Genomic DNA, 15,897 nt, shown 5'->3' on the forward strand with positions numbered 1-15,897 from the left:
CGAGATATTCAATGTGGAAAGGGGGTCTTTTTTCTATGGAAATAAAAATAATCCCACCAAAAGATTTTTTACAGGTACATCAATTAAGAGATTATTGTTTTCCTAATAAGTATACTGGTGCGCGTCGAGATGATTTTCATTATTGGGTTGAGCATAGCACAACATTAGGGGCTTACGATGAACATAAAGTCGTTGGACAGCTCCTAATATTGCCACTCAACATGACAATTAATGGTAAAAATTATGATATGGGCGGAATTGGCTTTGTTGCAACCTATCCTGAGTATCGGCAACAGGGGATTATCAAAAAGCTTATGACAGAGGCACTGAAGAAAATGCGAGAGAATGGGCAAAGCATTTCTGTGTTAGCACCATTTTCTGTATCCTTTTATCGTTATTTTGGATGGGAATTATTTTTTGAGAAGCTACATTACACGATTCCACAATCGATGTTTCCTGCTTTCGGAAAGCAATTGGACGTTGTAAAACGTATGAGCTTTGAATGGCCAGAGCGTGATCTTTTTCAGGTGATTAAGGATTTTCATAATGCACAAGCACTTTTCAATAATGGAAGTATGCTTCGAGATGATGCGTGGTGGAAAAGAATAGAGAGAAGGATGCCTGATAGCCATTTTGCGGCATATTTTAACGATGATAAAATTGCAGGTTATATTCGTTATAAAATTAAGGATGAGACGTTTGAGATTCATGATTTTATTGCTGAGGATTTACTTGCAGAACAAGCGATATGGCGTTTTATAACGTCGCATGCGGCGAGTGTAAGTAACATTAAAGGAGTTACCTCTAACAACCACCAATTTGGCTTCTATTTTAAAGAGCCACAGTTTAAAAAGGAAGTCGTTCAAGATGTGATGGTTAGGATCGTTGACGCTTTGAGGTTTATGCAACATTATCCGTGGGGTGATATTCAGGAGCCGCTATATATTCAAATTGAAGATGCGTTTTGTAGTTGGAATGAACACGTATTTCAAATAAATAAAAGTGGAGATGTCTCGATAATTGAGACTAATTCTATCCCAGAAATGCATATGTTAACATTAACAATTAATCTTTTTTCGGCAATGATGGTTGGTTATTTAACTGTAAAGGATGCGGTTATGTATACAAATAAACATTTGACTGAAGACATAATTGATCGATGGCAGCTTGCATTACCCTCTATTAAACCAGCATTTTATGAGTACTTTTAAGAAAAGCGTTCATGAATGAATAACTATCGGATAGTTGGTTCTGAAAATTTAAATTTTTTTAAACTTTTTTCTGGACTATACCACTTAAATGAATCCTTTCAGTAGTCTGGAACAACGGTATAGCCCAGTTTTTAAAACCATTTCTTGAGGAAAAAAATAGTGTAAAAAGGATATTGTGGTATATACCAATAGGTGCTATTCTCAACTTAAGAAAGCGATTTCATACATCTTTCAGCAAATCCAAACATTCGCTGAAGTAGAGGAACTCAGTCTAAGAACGCCACGTCCTGTGGCAATTTATCTGTGCGAAAGCGAAGCGGCAACAACACACGACTGAGTGACCAACGTCGTGTTGGCACAAGCCTCGGGCCGATTCCGGACGCAATTATGCCAAGGCGTAATTGATAGATATTATCGCTAGAAAGACGAACTTAAATTACAAAGAGGAGTGTTTAGATGAAAAACATTATGCTAGTGTGTGTAGCGGGAATGAGTACTAGTTTGCTAGTGTCGAAAATGCAGAAAGCAGCGCAAGAACAAAATATTGAGGCAGATATTTATGCAATTGCTGAAAGTGAGGTCGACAAAGTATTAGCTACTAAAATGGCGGACGTGCTGCTACTAGGTCCGCAAGTCCGTTACTTAAAAGGAACATTTGAAACAAAATACAAGGAAAATTTTCCTATTGATGTTATTAACATGATGGATTACGGCATGATGAATGGCGAAAATGTTTTAAATCAGGCGTTAAAGTTGATTGGTTAAGGGGGCTGCGGCAATGGAAGAAACAGTTTTGATGGAATCTATTATGGGACTGATTGTGCACAGTGGTAATACGAAAAGTGAATGTATGGAGGCGATCCAGCTAGCAAAAAAAGGACAGATTCAGGAAGCAAAGGAAAAAATACAGCTAGCTAATGATTCATTGATTGAAGCGCATCATTCTCAGACGGCTTTACTGTCACAAGAGGCAAGGGGAGAAAAAGTAGAAGTGTCAATGCTGTTAATTCATGCGCAAGATCATTTAATGAATGCTATTACGTTTCGTGATCTAGCATCAGAAATGATTGAGTTGTATGAAAGAATCAAAGGGGAGTAGCATCAAGCCTTGATGTCACGATAAAAAGTAAAGGGAGTGTGTGAAATGTTCCGTTTTTTAGAAGAAAAATTTGTGCCAGTTGCAGCTAGGGTAGGGAATCAGCGTCATTTAGTTGCCATTCGAGATGGTTTTATTACAATCATGCCATTGACAATTGTTGGATCACTTGCGGTACTAGTTAATAATTTGCCTATCAAATTTTATCAAAATGCACTTGATGCTATTTGGAAGCATGAAACTTGGACACAATGGGGCGGCAATATTTGGGGAGCGACATTTGGAGTTCTCTCGCTATTATTAGCCTTTACCATTGCTTACAATCTTGCAAAAAGCTACGACAAGGATGGACTATCAGCCGGTGTCATCAGTCTTTCCAGTTATATGACATTTGGAACTTTTGCTGAAGGTGGATTAACAGGGTTAACAACAGGTACAGGCGGTTTGTTTATAGCCATTATTGTTGCTTTGCTGTCAACGGAAGTATTTTGTAGATTGTCTGGCAACCCTAAGCTATTAATTAAAATGCCGAATGGTGTACCGCCAGCTGTTTCAAAATCATTCGCTGCATTATTACCTGCAATTATTACAATTGGTTTATTTGCTCTAGTTCGTACAATTATTTCGGCAGGCTTTGATATTCCTGATATTGTAGGTTCATTCTACACAGCAATTCAAGAGCCGTTTATGGGCTTAACGAATACATGGGTTGCGGCTTTAGTTTTAGCATTCATTCCTACGTTTTTATGGACATTAGGTGTTCACGGTGCTAACATAATCGAACCATTTATGCAAACAATCAATTTACCAGCTATTGAAGCGAATGTAAAAGCCATTTCATCTGGAGAAGTAGCGCCATACATCGTAAATAAACCATTCTTTGATGCCTTCATCAATATGGGTGGTTCGGGTACGACAATAGCACTTATAATTGCTATTTTCATTATCGCTAGAAAGAATAAACAATATAATACCGTCGGAAAATTGTCGGCAGCACCAGGCCTATTCAATATTAATGAACCATTACTTTTCGGTCTTCCAATCGTGTTAAACCCAGTGTTATTTGTACCGTTTATTTTGACACCAATGGTTAACGTAACAATTGCTTTCTTTGCAACGAAGTGGGGCTTTGTGCCGGCAGCTACGGTTTCGCCTCCGTGGACAACGCCACCGATTATTAATGGATTCTTAGCGACTCAATCTTGGCAAGGAGCTGTTCTTAGTATTGTTTTACTGATTGTCGCAGTATGTATTTATTTACCGTTTATTTCGATGGCAAACCGTATCGCAAAGCAGAATGAACAGCGAGTCGCAGTATCAGAGTCTCAAAACGAACAGCAAGTTACAAAATTAGAAAATCAAAAAGTAGAAGTGTAATTGTGAACTAATGGAGGTATTTGCAATTGAGAAGATTAGGGATTTCACTATATCCTCAGCATAGTACACTAGAAGATATGAAGCGGTATGTTCGGCTCGCTCATGATAATGGTTTTGATCGAATATTTACATGTCTTATGTCGTTAAATAACGATCAGGAGCGACAAAAATTACAACAGATAAACAAATTTGCGCAGCAGCTTGGCTTTGAAATTTCAGCTGATATTGCACCAGCTGTTTTTGAAAGTTTAGGCTTAACGTATAAAGATATTGGGTACTTTAAAGAGCATTATCATTTAGCGGCTTTGCGCTTAGATATGGGTTTTTCGGGCCAGGAAGAAGCGTTTATGTCCCTCGATGCAAGTAATTTGAAAGTAGAGTTAAATATTAGTAACGGTACTAAATATGTAGAAAATATATTATCCTATCAACCGAATAAAGATAATATTATTGGCTGCCATAATTTTTATCCTAGACGTTTTACAGGTCTATCACGCCAACATTTTTTACAAACGTCTCAACAATTTAAAGCTAATCATATTCGAACAGCAGCAATGATCTCATCTCAGCATGCTATGTTTGGACCTTGGGAAGAAACCGAGCATGGCTTACCAACATTAGAAGAACATCGCCATTTGCCAATTACTGTGCAAGCGAAGGATTTATGGCACACTGGCTTAATAGATGATTGTATTATTGGCAATATGTATGCTTCTGAGGAAGAATTACGTGCATTAGGCCAATTAAATCGTCATAAGCTAGAGCTGAAGGTTGAACAGTCTGTTGAAACGTCAATTTTAGAAGAAGCAATACTTTTTAAGGAGCCGCATTTTAATCGTGGTGATGTTTCGGAGTACGTAATCCGTAGTACGCAATCTCGTGTTAAGTATAAAAATGGTGACTTCCCTGTACACGATAGTCGCCCATTAACATTGGGGGACGTGACAATCGATAATAATTTAGATGTTCGTTATAAGGGCGAGCTCCAAATTGTTTTAAAGGAAATACCGAATGCCGGGTCAACAAATGTTGTGGCTAGAGTTGTAGAAGAAGAACAATTTTTATTAGCACATATTCAGCCATGGGCATCATTTGGCTTTACGAAATGATTACAGGAGAAGGGATTAAGCCATTCGTTAATAGTGCTTAAACCCTTTTTTTATGGTTCATCACCTAAAGTCGTGGATGACATTTGTTATAACATATACTATGCAAATAAGTTAATTGGAGTGGAGACTGGGCAACTCCTAGGGGATTAGCGATAGGGGAACGAAGGCTAAGAGCATCACATCCTGTGACAACTAACAATTAAGCCAGGCCGAAATTGATGGAGAAGAAAGGAGTAAAAAAATGTATGTATTAGCGATTGACGGTGGAGGAACGAAAACGTCAGCAGTGATTTGTGATGAACTCGGCAATATTTATGCAAAAGTAGTAACGACTCGAAGTAACCCTACAGCAATGGATGTTCAATATTTTCAGTCAACGATTCATAATATACTGCAAAATTTACAACAACAAAATTCGCAAGTTTTTGCAGCTATCGATAGTTGTTTTGCTGGCATGGCTGGGGTCAAGGAGCTACAGGCAGAAAAAGTTGTAGAAACGATAGTACGCCAATACGTTCCTAAAACAACAAATGTTTTTGTTGATAATGATGCTCTAATTGCACTTTATGCAGGCACACTTGGACATGCAGGTATTGTGCAAATTGCTGGGACAGGCGCTATCACAATGGGCTACGATCATGAGCATCATTTTCATAGAGTAGGGGGCTGGGGTTATCTTTTTGATGATGAGGGCAGTGGCTATGATTTAGGTATTCAAGTGCTGAAGGCTATTTTTCAAAGCTATGATGGCCGAGGAGACTCAACAGCATTGACAGATGTTATACTACGATATTTTTCTGTGGAAAATGTACCACAATTAATAGAGTGTATATACGGAGAAGAACATCCTCGGACAGTGATTGCACCGTTAAGTAAATATGTTTTTGAAGTGGCAGAAAAAGGAGATCGTGTCGCTACTAAAATCATGGAGGATGCTTGTAAGAACTATTATGTGGCGATAAAAGCATGTTACTCCCATATGGCTTGGAAGGAAGGAGAGGTATCTGTTGTATTAGTGGGAGGCGTTTTTAAGAATGAAGCGTATTTTTTACAAGGATTGCAGCAATTTGCACAAGCAGACGGAATACCATTGCAATTTATGGCGCCAATCTTACAACCAATTGGTGGGGCAGTAATTGCGGCTTTCAAGCAAATAAACGTTCAGCTTGGCGCAGATTTTGTGGAATCTTTCTCTAAAAATTATGAACAAGAATAAAAGCGAGAAGATGAAAGGCAATTGAATGACGTTTTGTTCAATTGCCTTAAAATTTCGGCCTCTAGTTTTAAATCGTGTCCTACATATAGATTTTTGTGGACTTAATTCAAACTTTACATACTTAATAAGTATTCTAACTTCCTTCAGCGGATGTCACGGAATCGGAAAGGAGTTCAATATAGGATGTTAGCCTAAAATCATCGCATCCATGCGATAACGGCTATCTGACCTGCATCGGTAAAAGCGCCACGTCCTGTGGCATTACCGAAATGACCAACATCGTGTCGGCCCCCATGCAGGCCTAAGCACAAGGCCGATTCTGGACGCCATTATGCCGAGGCATAATTGATTTAGTAGAAATACTTAATTTTTTTTATTATAATTTTTACTTGATGAATATCGTGATAAAATGTAAGATAAGTTTGATTTTATCTTAGTATATAACTAGGTTTACTAATGAAGTAATCAGTGGAAGGTCTTTATCTACCGCTGATTATTCATTTTCACTAATAGTGCTTTTATGGGCAGTTATATAGTGCTCATTAAAAGCGGAATCAAAATTCAACAGACGGAGAGTGTAAGGATGTTACATCAATTTTCACGTAATGAGCTCGCTATAGGAACAGAGGGACTCGAAAAATTAAAAAATACAACAGTAGCCATTCTTGGTGTAGGCGGTGTAGGTTCATTTGCTGCTGAGGCATGTGCACGAAGTGGTATTGGTCGCATTATTTTGGTAGATAAGGATAATGTAGATATTACAAATGTTAATCGTCAATTAGTTGCCTACCTTTCAACGGTCGGAAAATCTAAGTCAGGTGTCATGAAAGAGCGTATTGCTGATATTAATCCAGAATGTGAAGTAATTGATATGCACATGTTTTACACAGAAGAAACATATGAGCAATTTTTCGCACAAGGCATAGATTATGTCATTGATGCAAGTGACACAGTGATGTATAAAATTCATCTTATGAAGGAATGTTTAAAACGAAATATACCGATTATTTCTAGTATGGGTGCGGCCAATAAAATGGATCCTACTCGTTTCCAAATTGCGGATATTTCAAAAACGCATACGGACCCATTGGCTAAAATAATCCGTACGAAATTACGGAAGGACGGTATTCATAAAGGAGTAACGGTTGTTTTCTCGGATGAGAGTCCGATTGTAGTTCGTCCAGATGTAGTGGAGCATGTCGGAAAACCGGATGCAGCTATCCGCAAAGCAAAAATGCCGCCGTCTTCCAATGCCTTCGTTCCTTCAGTGGCAGGTTTAATTGCAGCGAGCTGGGTAGTGAATGCAATCGTAAAGGATGTAAAAATTACACGTGTACAAGGCTAATGCACTTTTGATAGTTGGTTGATAAATTCAAAATGATCATCGGTAAAAATAACAATATCTATCGATAAACTTAAATAATTTCTCGATAAAAATAAAAATGGTATCTCCTTAAGCATCGGTGGAAGAACGATAATCACTATTAGTTATGCCAATGAACCATTTTATGGAAGTAGCTGTCTTGTTGAAGACAGCTACTTTTTATATGTTACAATAGGAACGTTGTAAAAAAAGAGGTCTAAGATATTTGTTAGGTAGTTAATGAGGGAGAGACGGTCGCCTGAACGTTAGGGCAGCTTCACATTATGACTCCTCCAATATTTGCTGTAGAACCTATAAAAGGAGGCATTTTAAGATGGAGCAAATCTATCAAATGGAATATAGAGGCTTAAATCTATTCGATGAAATTAGCACAGTAGAATTAGCTATTGATGAAGAAGGGCAAACAATACACATTTTTGATGCTGGACAGGTTGTTAGCCCTATTTTTAATTTTGATGTTTCGGCTTACGAGCTATCAGATGGTTTTTACAAAATGGCGGATATACTCCGACATAAACGTATATTGACTAATCAGCAACCGGGTAATGAACTAACACTTAGTGAGTGGTTAATTACAAACACTGCCTATTTTTATATACCTCAAAAAAGAATAAAAAAATATGCGCAAGGAAGTATAAAAGAAATAATTGATCGAACGGAAGAGCAATCTTTATTTGATGATTATGTTCAAAGAACATAATTTTACCAGAATAGTTCGCCTAACGTGCTTAAAATGCTATTAATTCACGAAATTGTCTTATTTTTTTCATGTGACCACTTCTCTATTTGGTTTATTGCTATAATTTGAATAAATTCCAATAGATAATAGATCAATTTGTTTGGAATGTACACGACTGCTTAGGGAAGTAGAAATGGCGTTTAGAAAACAAATGAGAACATCGGAGAGTGGTAAAATGGAGATTCAAGTAATTCGTGATCATTTAGATATTGTAAAACTTCAGCAGAAAATGAATGATATTGTATTTGACTATTTGGATACATCTAATAATTATCCAAAGGCTATGAGAGGACTAAATCCTTTATATACACAAGTTACAACATATTATAAAGAGTATTTAGACAATAGGGCAGGAGAATTACCAAGTGCCAATACATATTGGCATTTGTTTATAGATTGTTGTGCAAAGCTTTGCTATTTTTTAGCGGTATCAACTTATTATTCATCTAATGAGTTACAAAAAACACCTGAAAAAGTTGAGCAATTATTAACAATTGCAGCCTATTCTTTACCTAGTATTGACCAGGAAGAGAATGAACAATTATTATCTGCGATTTTCGCACTTTATAGCGAAGTCGTAAAAGATGAAGAGAAAACTGTATCACTGCGAAATGCAGTACTTGAACAAAAAGGTGCAGTCAAACAATGTATGCAACAATTTAAACTATTTGTTGAGCATGAATTTACAGAAATAATATAGGAGTGATTTATCATCACTTTTAGATAATAGAATAACAGTTTAGAATCTGCTTACTTTTTGCGGTTAATCCATTAATCCTTATAGCACGCTACTTTGCGAGGGATGATTGGGTTTTCTGATTGTTAAAGTTTTGCAGATTTTTTTGTTGCTGTTAATAGATTATTGAGAGAAGAATGGTATACAAGTGTTAAAATTTTGTTGTACGAAAATAAAAAAAGGACTTTTTTCTTAAAAGGTATTTATAAATTTTTGTCGAAATATAGTTAAAAAATTGAAAATCTATGTGTAAGATTTTTCATCATTGTTTTGTTAAAAGAAGTGGCGGCACAATTATGTCGAGGCATAATTGATTGGAAGGGGGCTGTTCAATGTTAATAAATGGTATCGATATCGATGTAGCGAAATTAGAAAATCCACTCTTATTAGTAAGTGAGGATGAGGAATTATTATTTCTACGGCTTATACAACAAACACTCGAACATGAGCTTATTCAATGCGAATTAGCTCTCGCGACAAGAAAATCTATCTCATTAGTTAGAGATTTTTGGTTGGCATTGTATAAAGGTGGAGAAAAATTATATATCAACAGTGAACATGCTCTCCTATATCCAATTCGTTTAATTATATTCGAACTTGTGACACAAGCTGAGTATTTTAAACATTTGTCGAAAAAATCTATTGGCGATGAAAGTTTGTCACTTATTTATGCCATTATCCTAGTACAATTTGTCTTACGGTGGATAAAGGAACGGTTTAGTGATAACAAGGAAGTAAATGAGGCATTAAAATTATTATATAGAACTACAGATGAAAATGCGGAGGATCAACTCTCTCCGACAAGGGAGCAATCAATAGGTCAAGCGATTGCTGTAAAAGCGATTCGCTTTGAAGTACGGGAGAACTCTCAGGAATTTGCTAGTCTACTGTATCAAACTTATAATTTTCTTCATTATTTACATGATGAGCAGAAAGAGACGACTAAATTATCTGCAATTAGAAATATGGAAGATATATTGAACCGATTTTACAATAACCGTTACACAACAAATAAGGAGACTTTTACAGGATGATTGCTTAGACTCTTTCTGTTTTTAGGAATTAAGGGAATAAAAAAAGGCACTTCTAGTTCAAATTGAAGTGCCTACTTTTATGAAAAAACAGTATATTATGATTTTCAGTTAAGATAATCAAGTAAAGATATTACTTTTCATCCTTATGAAAAGATTTAAGCTTTTCGTAGATTCCTGCCATTCGTTTTTCTTCACCTGCAATAACAGGTTTATAAAATTCTGTGCCTACTAGCTCATCAGGTAAATATTGCTGGTCAACCCAACCACCAAACGTGCCAATAGGGTTGTTGTGGGGATATTGATAGCCTACGTGACCTAAATCTTTTGCTCCCTCATAATGAGCATCGCGTAGATGATGAGGAATATCGCCAGTTTTTCCTTCATGAATGCTGGCAATAGCGGCATCGATGGCTGCAATTGCAGAATTAGATTTGGATGCAAGGCACATTTCAATAACAACACTTGCAAGCGGGATACGTGCCTCAGGTAGCCCTAAACGCTCTGCCGCTTGTACAGCCGCAAGCATATGTGGTCCTACATCAGGATTGGCAAGGCCTATATCTTCATAAGCCATCACAAGTAAGCGTCGACTAACAGCTACTAAATCACCTATTTCCAATAAATGAGCTAAATAAAACAATGCTGCATTCGTATCACTTCCGCGAACAGATTTTTGCAACGCAGATAGCAAATTATAAAAATGAGATCCCTTTTTATCACCATAAACACCAATTCTCCCGATAAGATGCTTAAGAATATGATCAGCAGCAATTGTTCGACCATCGACTTCATCACTTGCATAATAAAGCGATTCAAGCAAAGTTAATGCCTTCCGAGCGTCACCATTAGCTGCTTCAGCAATTTGTTCAATTTGAGGATCTGTTAAGACAAAATGATGTTTACCTAGCCCGCGTTTCTCATCAGAAAGCGCATTTTTTATAAGTTCGATGATATTTTCTATCGTTAAACGTTGTAGTTGGTATATTTCTCCGCAACGTGAGCGGATAGCGGGATTTACATCATGGTATGGATTTTCCGTCGTAGCTCCAATTAACACGATTGAGCCATTTTCCACATGTGGCAACAAAGCATCCTGCTGTAATTTATTAAAACGATGAATTTCATCTAAAAAAAGAAGGACTTTTCCTGAGATTCTAGCTTCTTGTACAATATCCTCGACATCCTTTTTACCAGCGCGAGTAGCATTAAGCGCGAAAAAGGGAAGGTTCGAGCTTCCTGCTATGGCATTCGCAATTGACGTTTTGCCGATACCTGGCTCACCAAATAGTAGCATGGATGGGACGTGCTCATTTTGAATCATTTTATAAAGAGCGGTATTAGGACCGATAAAATCTTGGTGTCCTACAATTTCATCAAGGGTTAAAGGACGCATGCGATAAGCGAGTGGTTCATTATGCATTGAAAATTCCCCCTTTCAACTGTTTTTATTGATTTTCAACTTATTTCAGCGGGTGTCATGTAATTATGCCGAGGCATAGTTGATTTGCTGAATGTTTTTTTGCTTAAAATAAAACGATAATAGTATTTTGCCTAACTATACTAAGGCGCAATTAATAGTATATCATAACCTCCTGAGAGTATTTCCGAGTTATACGAGAGGAGATTATGATATACTGTTTGTAGTATTTTGACTAGACTATTTGAGGGTGATAAAATGAAAATTTCTACAAAAGGCCGTTATGGTCTAACGATTATGATTGAATTAGCAAAGCATTATGGAGAAGGACCTATTCCACTGCGAAAAATTGCTGCAGAAAAGGAGCTTTCTGAGGCATATTTAGAGCAATTAGTTTCACCATTACGTAATTCAGGCTTAGTGAAAAGTGTGCGAGGAGCATATGGTGGATATATGCTAGCAAATCCACCAAGTGAAATTTCTGCGGCTAATGTAATTAGTGTGTTAGAGGGTCCTATTCAACCAGTAGAAGGTATTGAAAATGAAGAAGCTCCTCAGCGAGAATTATGGCTTCGTATTCGTGATGCTGTGAAAAATGTATTAGATACAACGACAATTGAAGATTTAGCACAATATACAGAGGAAAATGTAGCGGAAGGCTATATGTTCTACATTTAAAATGTCTAGGCTAAAGCACATCTCCTTGCACAATGGCATGGAGATGAATCTTTAGCGCTTTTCGTACAAAGGAGTTTTCAACATGAATTCATATATTTATCTCGATCATGCTGCGTCTTCACCAATGAATGACAATGTAATAAACGCTATGACTACAGCAATGCAACAAGTTTATGGGAATGCATCAAGTATTCATGGGATAGGTCGAGAGGCGCGCAAATATTTAGATGATGCACGTGAAATACTTGCCAAATCTATTGGTGCTCAACCTGGGGAAATTATTATAACAAGTGGTGGAACAGAGGCGGATAATACGGCTATTTTTGGCACTGTTTATGCACGGGCTGCTGAAGGAAAGCACATTATTACTACACAAATTGAACATCACGCGGTGTTACATACTTGTGAGAAGCTTGAGCGAGATGGCTTTGATGTGACATATTTACCCGTAGATGAAAATGGACGTGTGTCTGTAGAAGACGTGCGAAATGCATTGCGTGAGGATACAATTTTAGTAACGATTATGTACGGTAATAATGAAGTCGGTACAATTCAACCGATTGCCGAAATTGGTAATTTGCTACGCGAGCATAAGGCTGTTTTCCATACAGATGCTGTTCAAGCATATGGTTTAGAGTCGATTAATGTTGCTGATTTACATGTTGATTTACTAAGTGTTTCCGCACATAAAATTAATGGGCCTAAAGGTATTGGTTTCCTATACCAAAAAGCCGGAATACCATTCACTAGCTATGCATTAGGTGGCGCACATGAGAAAAAACGTCGTGCAGGTACTGAAAATGTGCCCGCAGTGATTGGCTTTGCAACTGCAGTGCAAATTGCAAATGAGTTGCGAGAAGAGAAGCGTGCGCTATATAATCGCTTTAAGCAAATTATGCTGGATGTTTTCACGAAGGAAAATCTAGCATTTCATGTGAATGGCGAGTTAGAAAATACGCTCCCACACGTTTTAAATGTAAGTTTTTCTGGTATGGAAGTAGAGTCATTCCTTGTAAATCTGGATATGGCAGGTATTTGCGTATCTAGCGGTTCTGCATGTACTGCTGGCTCCATTGATCCATCACACGTATTAGTTGCGATGTTTGGTCAAGATACAGAGGAATTACGTAACTCGATTCGTTTTAGCTTCGGCCAAGGTTTAACAGAAGCTGATGCACAACATGCGGCAGAAAAAACAACAGCGATTGTGAAAAGACTCGCGAAAAAATAGTTTGCAGAAAAATTCAGGCGTGTTGATTAGGAAAAAATAGGATTATTATTGAGCGATAAAAGGATTTTTTTATGGCCAATTTAACTGATTGTAACGTAGGGCTACTCGAGTGATCCTGTCGCTTCGTATTCGTCGCAGAGCAAAGTTTCCCACGGGAAAGCGCATAACTCTTAGCGGAAATAGATGATCCGAATGGTTAATCAATACACTGTTAATGGAATTTAAATAAAAGAAAAGGTGACCATAATGAAAGAAACACGTGACCCCTCACAAATTCGTGTTGTTGTCGGCATGTCGGGTGGGGTAGATTCTTCGGTTGCTGCATATTTACTGAAACAACAAGGATATGAAGTAATCGGGATATTTATGAAAAACTGGGATGATACAGACGAAAATGGCGTTTGTACAGCTACAGAAGACTATGATGATGTTATTAAAGTATGTAATCAAATCGGTATTCCTTACTATGCTGTGAATTTTGAAAAGCAATATTGGGATAAGGTTTTCACTTACTTTTTAGAAGAATATAAAGCAGGACGTACACCAAATCCTGATGTTATGTGTAATAAGGAAATTAAATTTAAAGCGTTTTTAGAGCACGCGATGGATCTTGGAGCTGATTATTTAGCGACAGGTCACTATGCTCGAGTTGATCGAAGTGGTGATGGCGAAGTGAAAATGCTTCGTGGTATTGATAATAATAAAGATCAAACGTATTTCTTAAACCAATTATCACAGGAACAATTGTCGCATGTAATGTTCCCAATTGGACATATTGAGAAAAAGGAAGTCCGTAAAATTGCGGAGGAAGCTGGGTTAGCTACAGCGAAGAAAAAAGATTCAACAGGAATTTGCTTTATTGGAGAGCGTAATTTCAAAGAATTCTTAAGTCAATTTTTACCAGCTCAACCTGGTAAAATGGAGACGATGGATGGTGTCGTAATGGGCCAGCATGATGGATTAATGTACTATACGCTTGGTCAACGTCATGGTCTTGGAATTGGTGGCGACGGTGAACCTTGGTTCGTGTTAGGAAAAGATTTGGAGCGCAATGTGCTGCTAGTTGGACAAGGTTTCAATAATGATTCATTATTTTCTACTTCGCTGACTGCTGTGAAAATGAGCTATACTTCGACAAAAAAATTGCCCGGGAAATTTTCATGCACTGCAAAATTCCGTTATCGTCAAACAGATACACCAGTAGAAGTGGAAATTTTAGAAGATGGACGTACTCATATTACGTTTGCTGAGCCAGTGCGTGCGATTACACCAGGACAAGCTGTAGTACTATACGACGGTGAAGAATGTTTAGGTGGCGGTACAATCGACGAAGTCTTTAAAAATAACGAAAAACTAACATATGTAGGTTAATTAGCGAAAAGACTGCTTATACTACTTTTTCTAAAGCGTATAGAATTAAAGCAGTCTTTCGCTACATAGAGGTGAAGAAAAACGATGAATTTTAACGAGCAGGGCATTCAAGCCTTTCAAGAAAAGCGCTACGAGGATGCTGCACAACTTTTTACACAAGCAATTGAAGCAGAGCCAGGAAACCCAATTGGTTATGTGAATTTTGGAAATCTCTTAGCGGTCTTAGAGGATACTGAACGTGCAGAACGCTTCTTTCAAAAAGCAATCACTGTTGATGAAACGGCAGCAACTGCTTATTATGGTTTAGCAAATTTATATTATAACGCTGAACGATATGCGGAGGCAGTAAAGCTTTATGAACAAGCGCTAAAGCATAAAATTGAAGGCGCAGATGTGTATTATATGATGGGCAAATGCTTTGAGCGAATGGAAAATCCGAAGCTTGCACTGCCATATTTACAACGAGCTTCAGAGCTTGCACCGGAAGACACACAAATTCGTCTAGCATATGCAATCGTGCTATGTGCGCTAGAAATGTTCGTAGAAGGTAAAAAAGAATTAGATTATTTGATCGAACAGGATTGGAATAACGCAGATGCACATTACAATTTGGGTGTACTATATGCGGTATCTACTGAGCAAACAGAAGATGCTATGTACCACTTAAAACAAGCCTTTACGTTACAGCCAGAATACGACCAAGCACGTTATCTTTATGATATGATTGCACAGCGCTTTAATTAAAAAAGTTCTAAAAACACGAAAAGGATGCCGAAAATATATTGGCATCCTTTTGTGTTGCTGAACAATAAGTTAATGCTGTTATGCAACTAACGCCCCTGAATGTATAAGTACATTTCTTCGCAAATTTACCCTATTACTTTCTTTACTACTGTTATTAAAATTGCTATAAACAATACAATCACGCCATTAATCATCAGAATGTACCCTATTTGCAAACCATAAAACATTGCAAAAGGATCATTAATAATAGCTATTGCTAATAAACTTCCTGCTCCACCAAATGCTATAGCTAAACCTAATATAGTTAAGGCGGCAGAATATACACTTTTCTTCTTTATAAACACAACGAATCCTATAATGTTAGCAATAATTGTAAGCATAAATATAAGTATTGTGAAGAAATCCATTATTTCGCTCCTTTAATAAACTTTGTTAATTCCTGTTTAAATTATATAATAATTACATTTTTTGTAAGAAGCTTATGTGCGAAAGCGAAGCGACAGCAACAACATGTTTTGTCTGTGCGAAAGCGAAGCGGCAGCAACAACGTGTTT

16 protein-coding genes are annotated in these 15,897 nt (G+C 37.3%); 14 read left to right on the forward strand and 2 right to left on the reverse strand.

Annotated features, from left to right (window positions below; genetic code table 11):
* Window positions 1–35: 35 nt before the first annotated feature.
* The 10 genes from ABNX05_RS12395 to ABNX05_RS12440 all read left to right on the forward strand — a co-directional run bounded on the left by ABNX05_RS12395 (window position 36) and on the right by ABNX05_RS12440 (window position 9,902).
* Entirely contained in the window at window positions 36–1,211 is a 1,176-nt protein-coding gene (locus ABNX05_RS12395; protein WP_349660034.1) for a GNAT family N-acetyltransferase, read from the forward strand.
* A gap of 456 nt (window positions 1,212–1,667) precedes the next feature.
* Window positions 1,668–1,976, forward strand: coding sequence for a PTS sugar transporter subunit IIB (locus tag ABNX05_RS12400; RefSeq protein WP_197145023.1), 309 nt, complete (start codon window positions 1,668–1,670; stop codon window positions 1,974–1,976).
* 13 nt (window positions 1,977–1,989) lie between these two features.
* A complete protein-coding gene (locus ABNX05_RS12405) occupies window positions 1,990–2,310 on the forward strand; it encodes a PTS lactose/cellobiose transporter subunit IIA (protein ID WP_197145022.1) in 321 nt (106 codons plus the stop codon).
* A gap of 45 nt (window positions 2,311–2,355) precedes the next feature.
* A complete protein-coding gene (locus ABNX05_RS12410) occupies window positions 2,356–3,684 on the forward strand; it encodes a PTS sugar transporter subunit IIC (protein WP_349660035.1) in 1,329 nt (442 codons plus the stop codon).
* Window positions 3,685–3,710: 26 nt separating this feature from the next.
* Entirely contained in the window at window positions 3,711–4,793 is a 1,083-nt protein-coding gene (locus ABNX05_RS12415) for a DUF871 domain-containing protein (protein WP_349660036.1), read from the forward strand.
* A gap of 241 nt (window positions 4,794–5,034) precedes the next feature.
* The gene (locus ABNX05_RS12420) at window positions 5,035–6,009 is read left to right on the forward strand and encodes an N-acetylglucosamine kinase (protein ID WP_349660037.1); all 975 of its coding nucleotides are present in this window, start codon (window positions 5,035–5,037) and stop codon (window positions 6,007–6,009) included.
* 583 nt (window positions 6,010–6,592) lie between these two features.
* Entirely contained in the window at window positions 6,593–7,354 is a 762-nt protein-coding gene (locus ABNX05_RS12425; RefSeq protein ID WP_349660038.1) for a tRNA threonylcarbamoyladenosine dehydratase, read from the forward strand.
* Window positions 7,355–7,706: 352 nt separating this feature from the next.
* Window positions 7,707–8,093, forward strand: coding sequence for a hypothetical protein (locus ABNX05_RS12430; RefSeq protein ID WP_349660039.1), 387 nt, complete (start codon window positions 7,707–7,709; stop codon window positions 8,091–8,093).
* 190 nt (window positions 8,094–8,283) lie between these two features.
* Window positions 8,284–8,832: a hypothetical protein gene (locus tag ABNX05_RS12435; RefSeq protein WP_349660040.1), complete on the forward strand. Its 549-nt coding sequence runs from the start codon at window positions 8,284–8,286 to the stop codon at window positions 8,830–8,832.
* Window positions 8,833–9,200: 368 nt separating this feature from the next.
* A complete protein-coding gene (locus ABNX05_RS12440; RefSeq protein WP_349660041.1) occupies window positions 9,201–9,902 on the forward strand; it encodes a hypothetical protein in 702 nt (233 codons plus the stop codon).
* Window positions 9,903–10,032: 130 nt separating this feature from the next.
* On the opposite strand, the gene ABNX05_RS12445 is transcribed toward ABNX05_RS12440, so the two are convergent.
* Window positions 10,033–11,322 (reverse strand): replication-associated recombination protein A, encoded by a 1,290-nt coding sequence (locus ABNX05_RS12445; RefSeq protein WP_349660042.1) that lies wholly within the window; start codon window positions 11,320–11,322, stop codon window positions 10,033–10,035.
* A gap of 255 nt (window positions 11,323–11,577) precedes the next feature.
* Here ABNX05_RS12445 and cymR point away from each other — a divergent pair, with 255 nt between their 5' ends.
* The 4 genes from cymR (at window position 11,578) to ABNX05_RS12465 (ending at window position 15,343) form a co-directional block, all read left to right on the forward strand.
* Window positions 11,578–11,997: a cysteine metabolism transcriptional regulator CymR gene (cymR, locus tag ABNX05_RS12450; protein WP_053484768.1), complete on the forward strand. Its 420-nt coding sequence runs from the start codon at window positions 11,578–11,580 to the stop codon at window positions 11,995–11,997.
* An 82-nt stretch (window positions 11,998–12,079) separates the two neighbouring features.
* A complete protein-coding gene (locus tag ABNX05_RS12455) occupies window positions 12,080–13,228 on the forward strand; it encodes a cysteine desulfurase family protein (RefSeq protein WP_349660043.1) in 1,149 nt (382 codons plus the stop codon).
* Window positions 13,229–13,474: 246 nt separating this feature from the next.
* The gene (gene mnmA / locus ABNX05_RS12460; RefSeq protein WP_349660044.1) at window positions 13,475–14,599 is read left to right on the forward strand and encodes a tRNA 2-thiouridine(34) synthase MnmA; all 1,125 of its coding nucleotides are present in this window, start codon (window positions 13,475–13,477) and stop codon (window positions 14,597–14,599) included.
* Window positions 14,600–14,683: 84 nt separating this feature from the next.
* Complete coding sequence (locus tag ABNX05_RS12465; RefSeq protein ID WP_349660045.1) at window positions 14,684–15,343, forward strand: tetratricopeptide repeat protein; 660 nt, start codon at window positions 14,684–14,686, stop codon at window positions 15,341–15,343.
* Between the two features lie 125 nt (window positions 15,344–15,468).
* Here ABNX05_RS12465 and ABNX05_RS12470 read toward each other — a convergent pair whose 3' ends face one another.
* On the reverse strand, window positions 15,469–15,750 hold the full coding sequence (locus tag ABNX05_RS12470; RefSeq protein WP_349660046.1) for a 3-isopropylmalate dehydrogenase: 282 nt from the start codon (window positions 15,748–15,750) through the stop codon (window positions 15,469–15,471).
* Window positions 15,751–15,897 lie beyond the last annotated feature (147 nt).

It is taken from the genome of Lysinibacillus zambalensis (assembly GCF_040183165.1).
GTDB lineage: Bacteria > Bacillota > Bacilli > Bacillales_A > Planococcaceae > Lysinibacillus > Lysinibacillus zambalensis.

Bases quoted from the DNA above. Each gene is read 5' to 3' on its own strand.
- ABNX05_RS12395 (WP_349660034.1), top strand. From the start codon at position 36: ATGGAAATAAAAATAATCCCACCAAAAGATTTTTTACAGGTACATCAA.
- ABNX05_RS12400 (WP_197145023.1), top strand. From the start codon at position 1,668: ATGAAAAACATTATGCTAGTGTGTGTAGCGGGAATGAGTACTAGTTTG.
- ABNX05_RS12405 (WP_197145022.1), top strand. From the start codon at position 1,990: ATGGAAGAAACAGTTTTGATGGAATCTATTATGGGACTGATTGTGCAC.
- ABNX05_RS12410 (WP_349660035.1), top strand. From the start codon at position 2,356: ATGTTCCGTTTTTTAGAAGAAAAATTTGTGCCAGTTGCAGCTAGGGTA.
- ABNX05_RS12420 (WP_349660037.1), top strand. From the start codon at position 5,035: ATGTATGTATTAGCGATTGACGGTGGAGGAACGAAAACGTCAGCAGTG.
- ABNX05_RS12425 (WP_349660038.1), top strand. From the start codon at position 6,593: ATGTTACATCAATTTTCACGTAATGAGCTCGCTATAGGAACAGAGGGA.
- ABNX05_RS12430 (WP_349660039.1), top strand. From the start codon at position 7,707: ATGGAGCAAATCTATCAAATGGAATATAGAGGCTTAAATCTATTCGAT.
- ABNX05_RS12435 (WP_349660040.1), top strand. From the start codon at position 8,284: ATGAGAACATCGGAGAGTGGTAAAATGGAGATTCAAGTAATTCGTGAT.
- ABNX05_RS12440 (WP_349660041.1), top strand. From the start codon at position 9,201: ATGTTAATAAATGGTATCGATATCGATGTAGCGAAATTAGAAAATCCA.
- ABNX05_RS12445 (WP_349660042.1), bottom strand. From the start codon at position 11,322: ATGCATAATGAACCACTCGCTTATCGCATGCGTCCTTTAACCCTTGAT.
- cymR (WP_053484768.1), top strand. From the start codon at position 11,578: ATGAAAATTTCTACAAAAGGCCGTTATGGTCTAACGATTATGATTGAA.
- ABNX05_RS12455 (WP_349660043.1), top strand. From the start codon at position 12,080: ATGAATTCATATATTTATCTCGATCATGCTGCGTCTTCACCAATGAAT.
- mnmA (WP_349660044.1), top strand. From the start codon at position 13,475: ATGAAAGAAACACGTGACCCCTCACAAATTCGTGTTGTTGTCGGCATG.
- ABNX05_RS12465 (WP_349660045.1), top strand. From the start codon at position 14,684: ATGAATTTTAACGAGCAGGGCATTCAAGCCTTTCAAGAAAAGCGCTAC.
- ABNX05_RS12470 (WP_349660046.1), bottom strand. From the start codon at position 15,750: ATGGATTTCTTCACAATACTTATATTTATGCTTACAATTATTGCTAAC.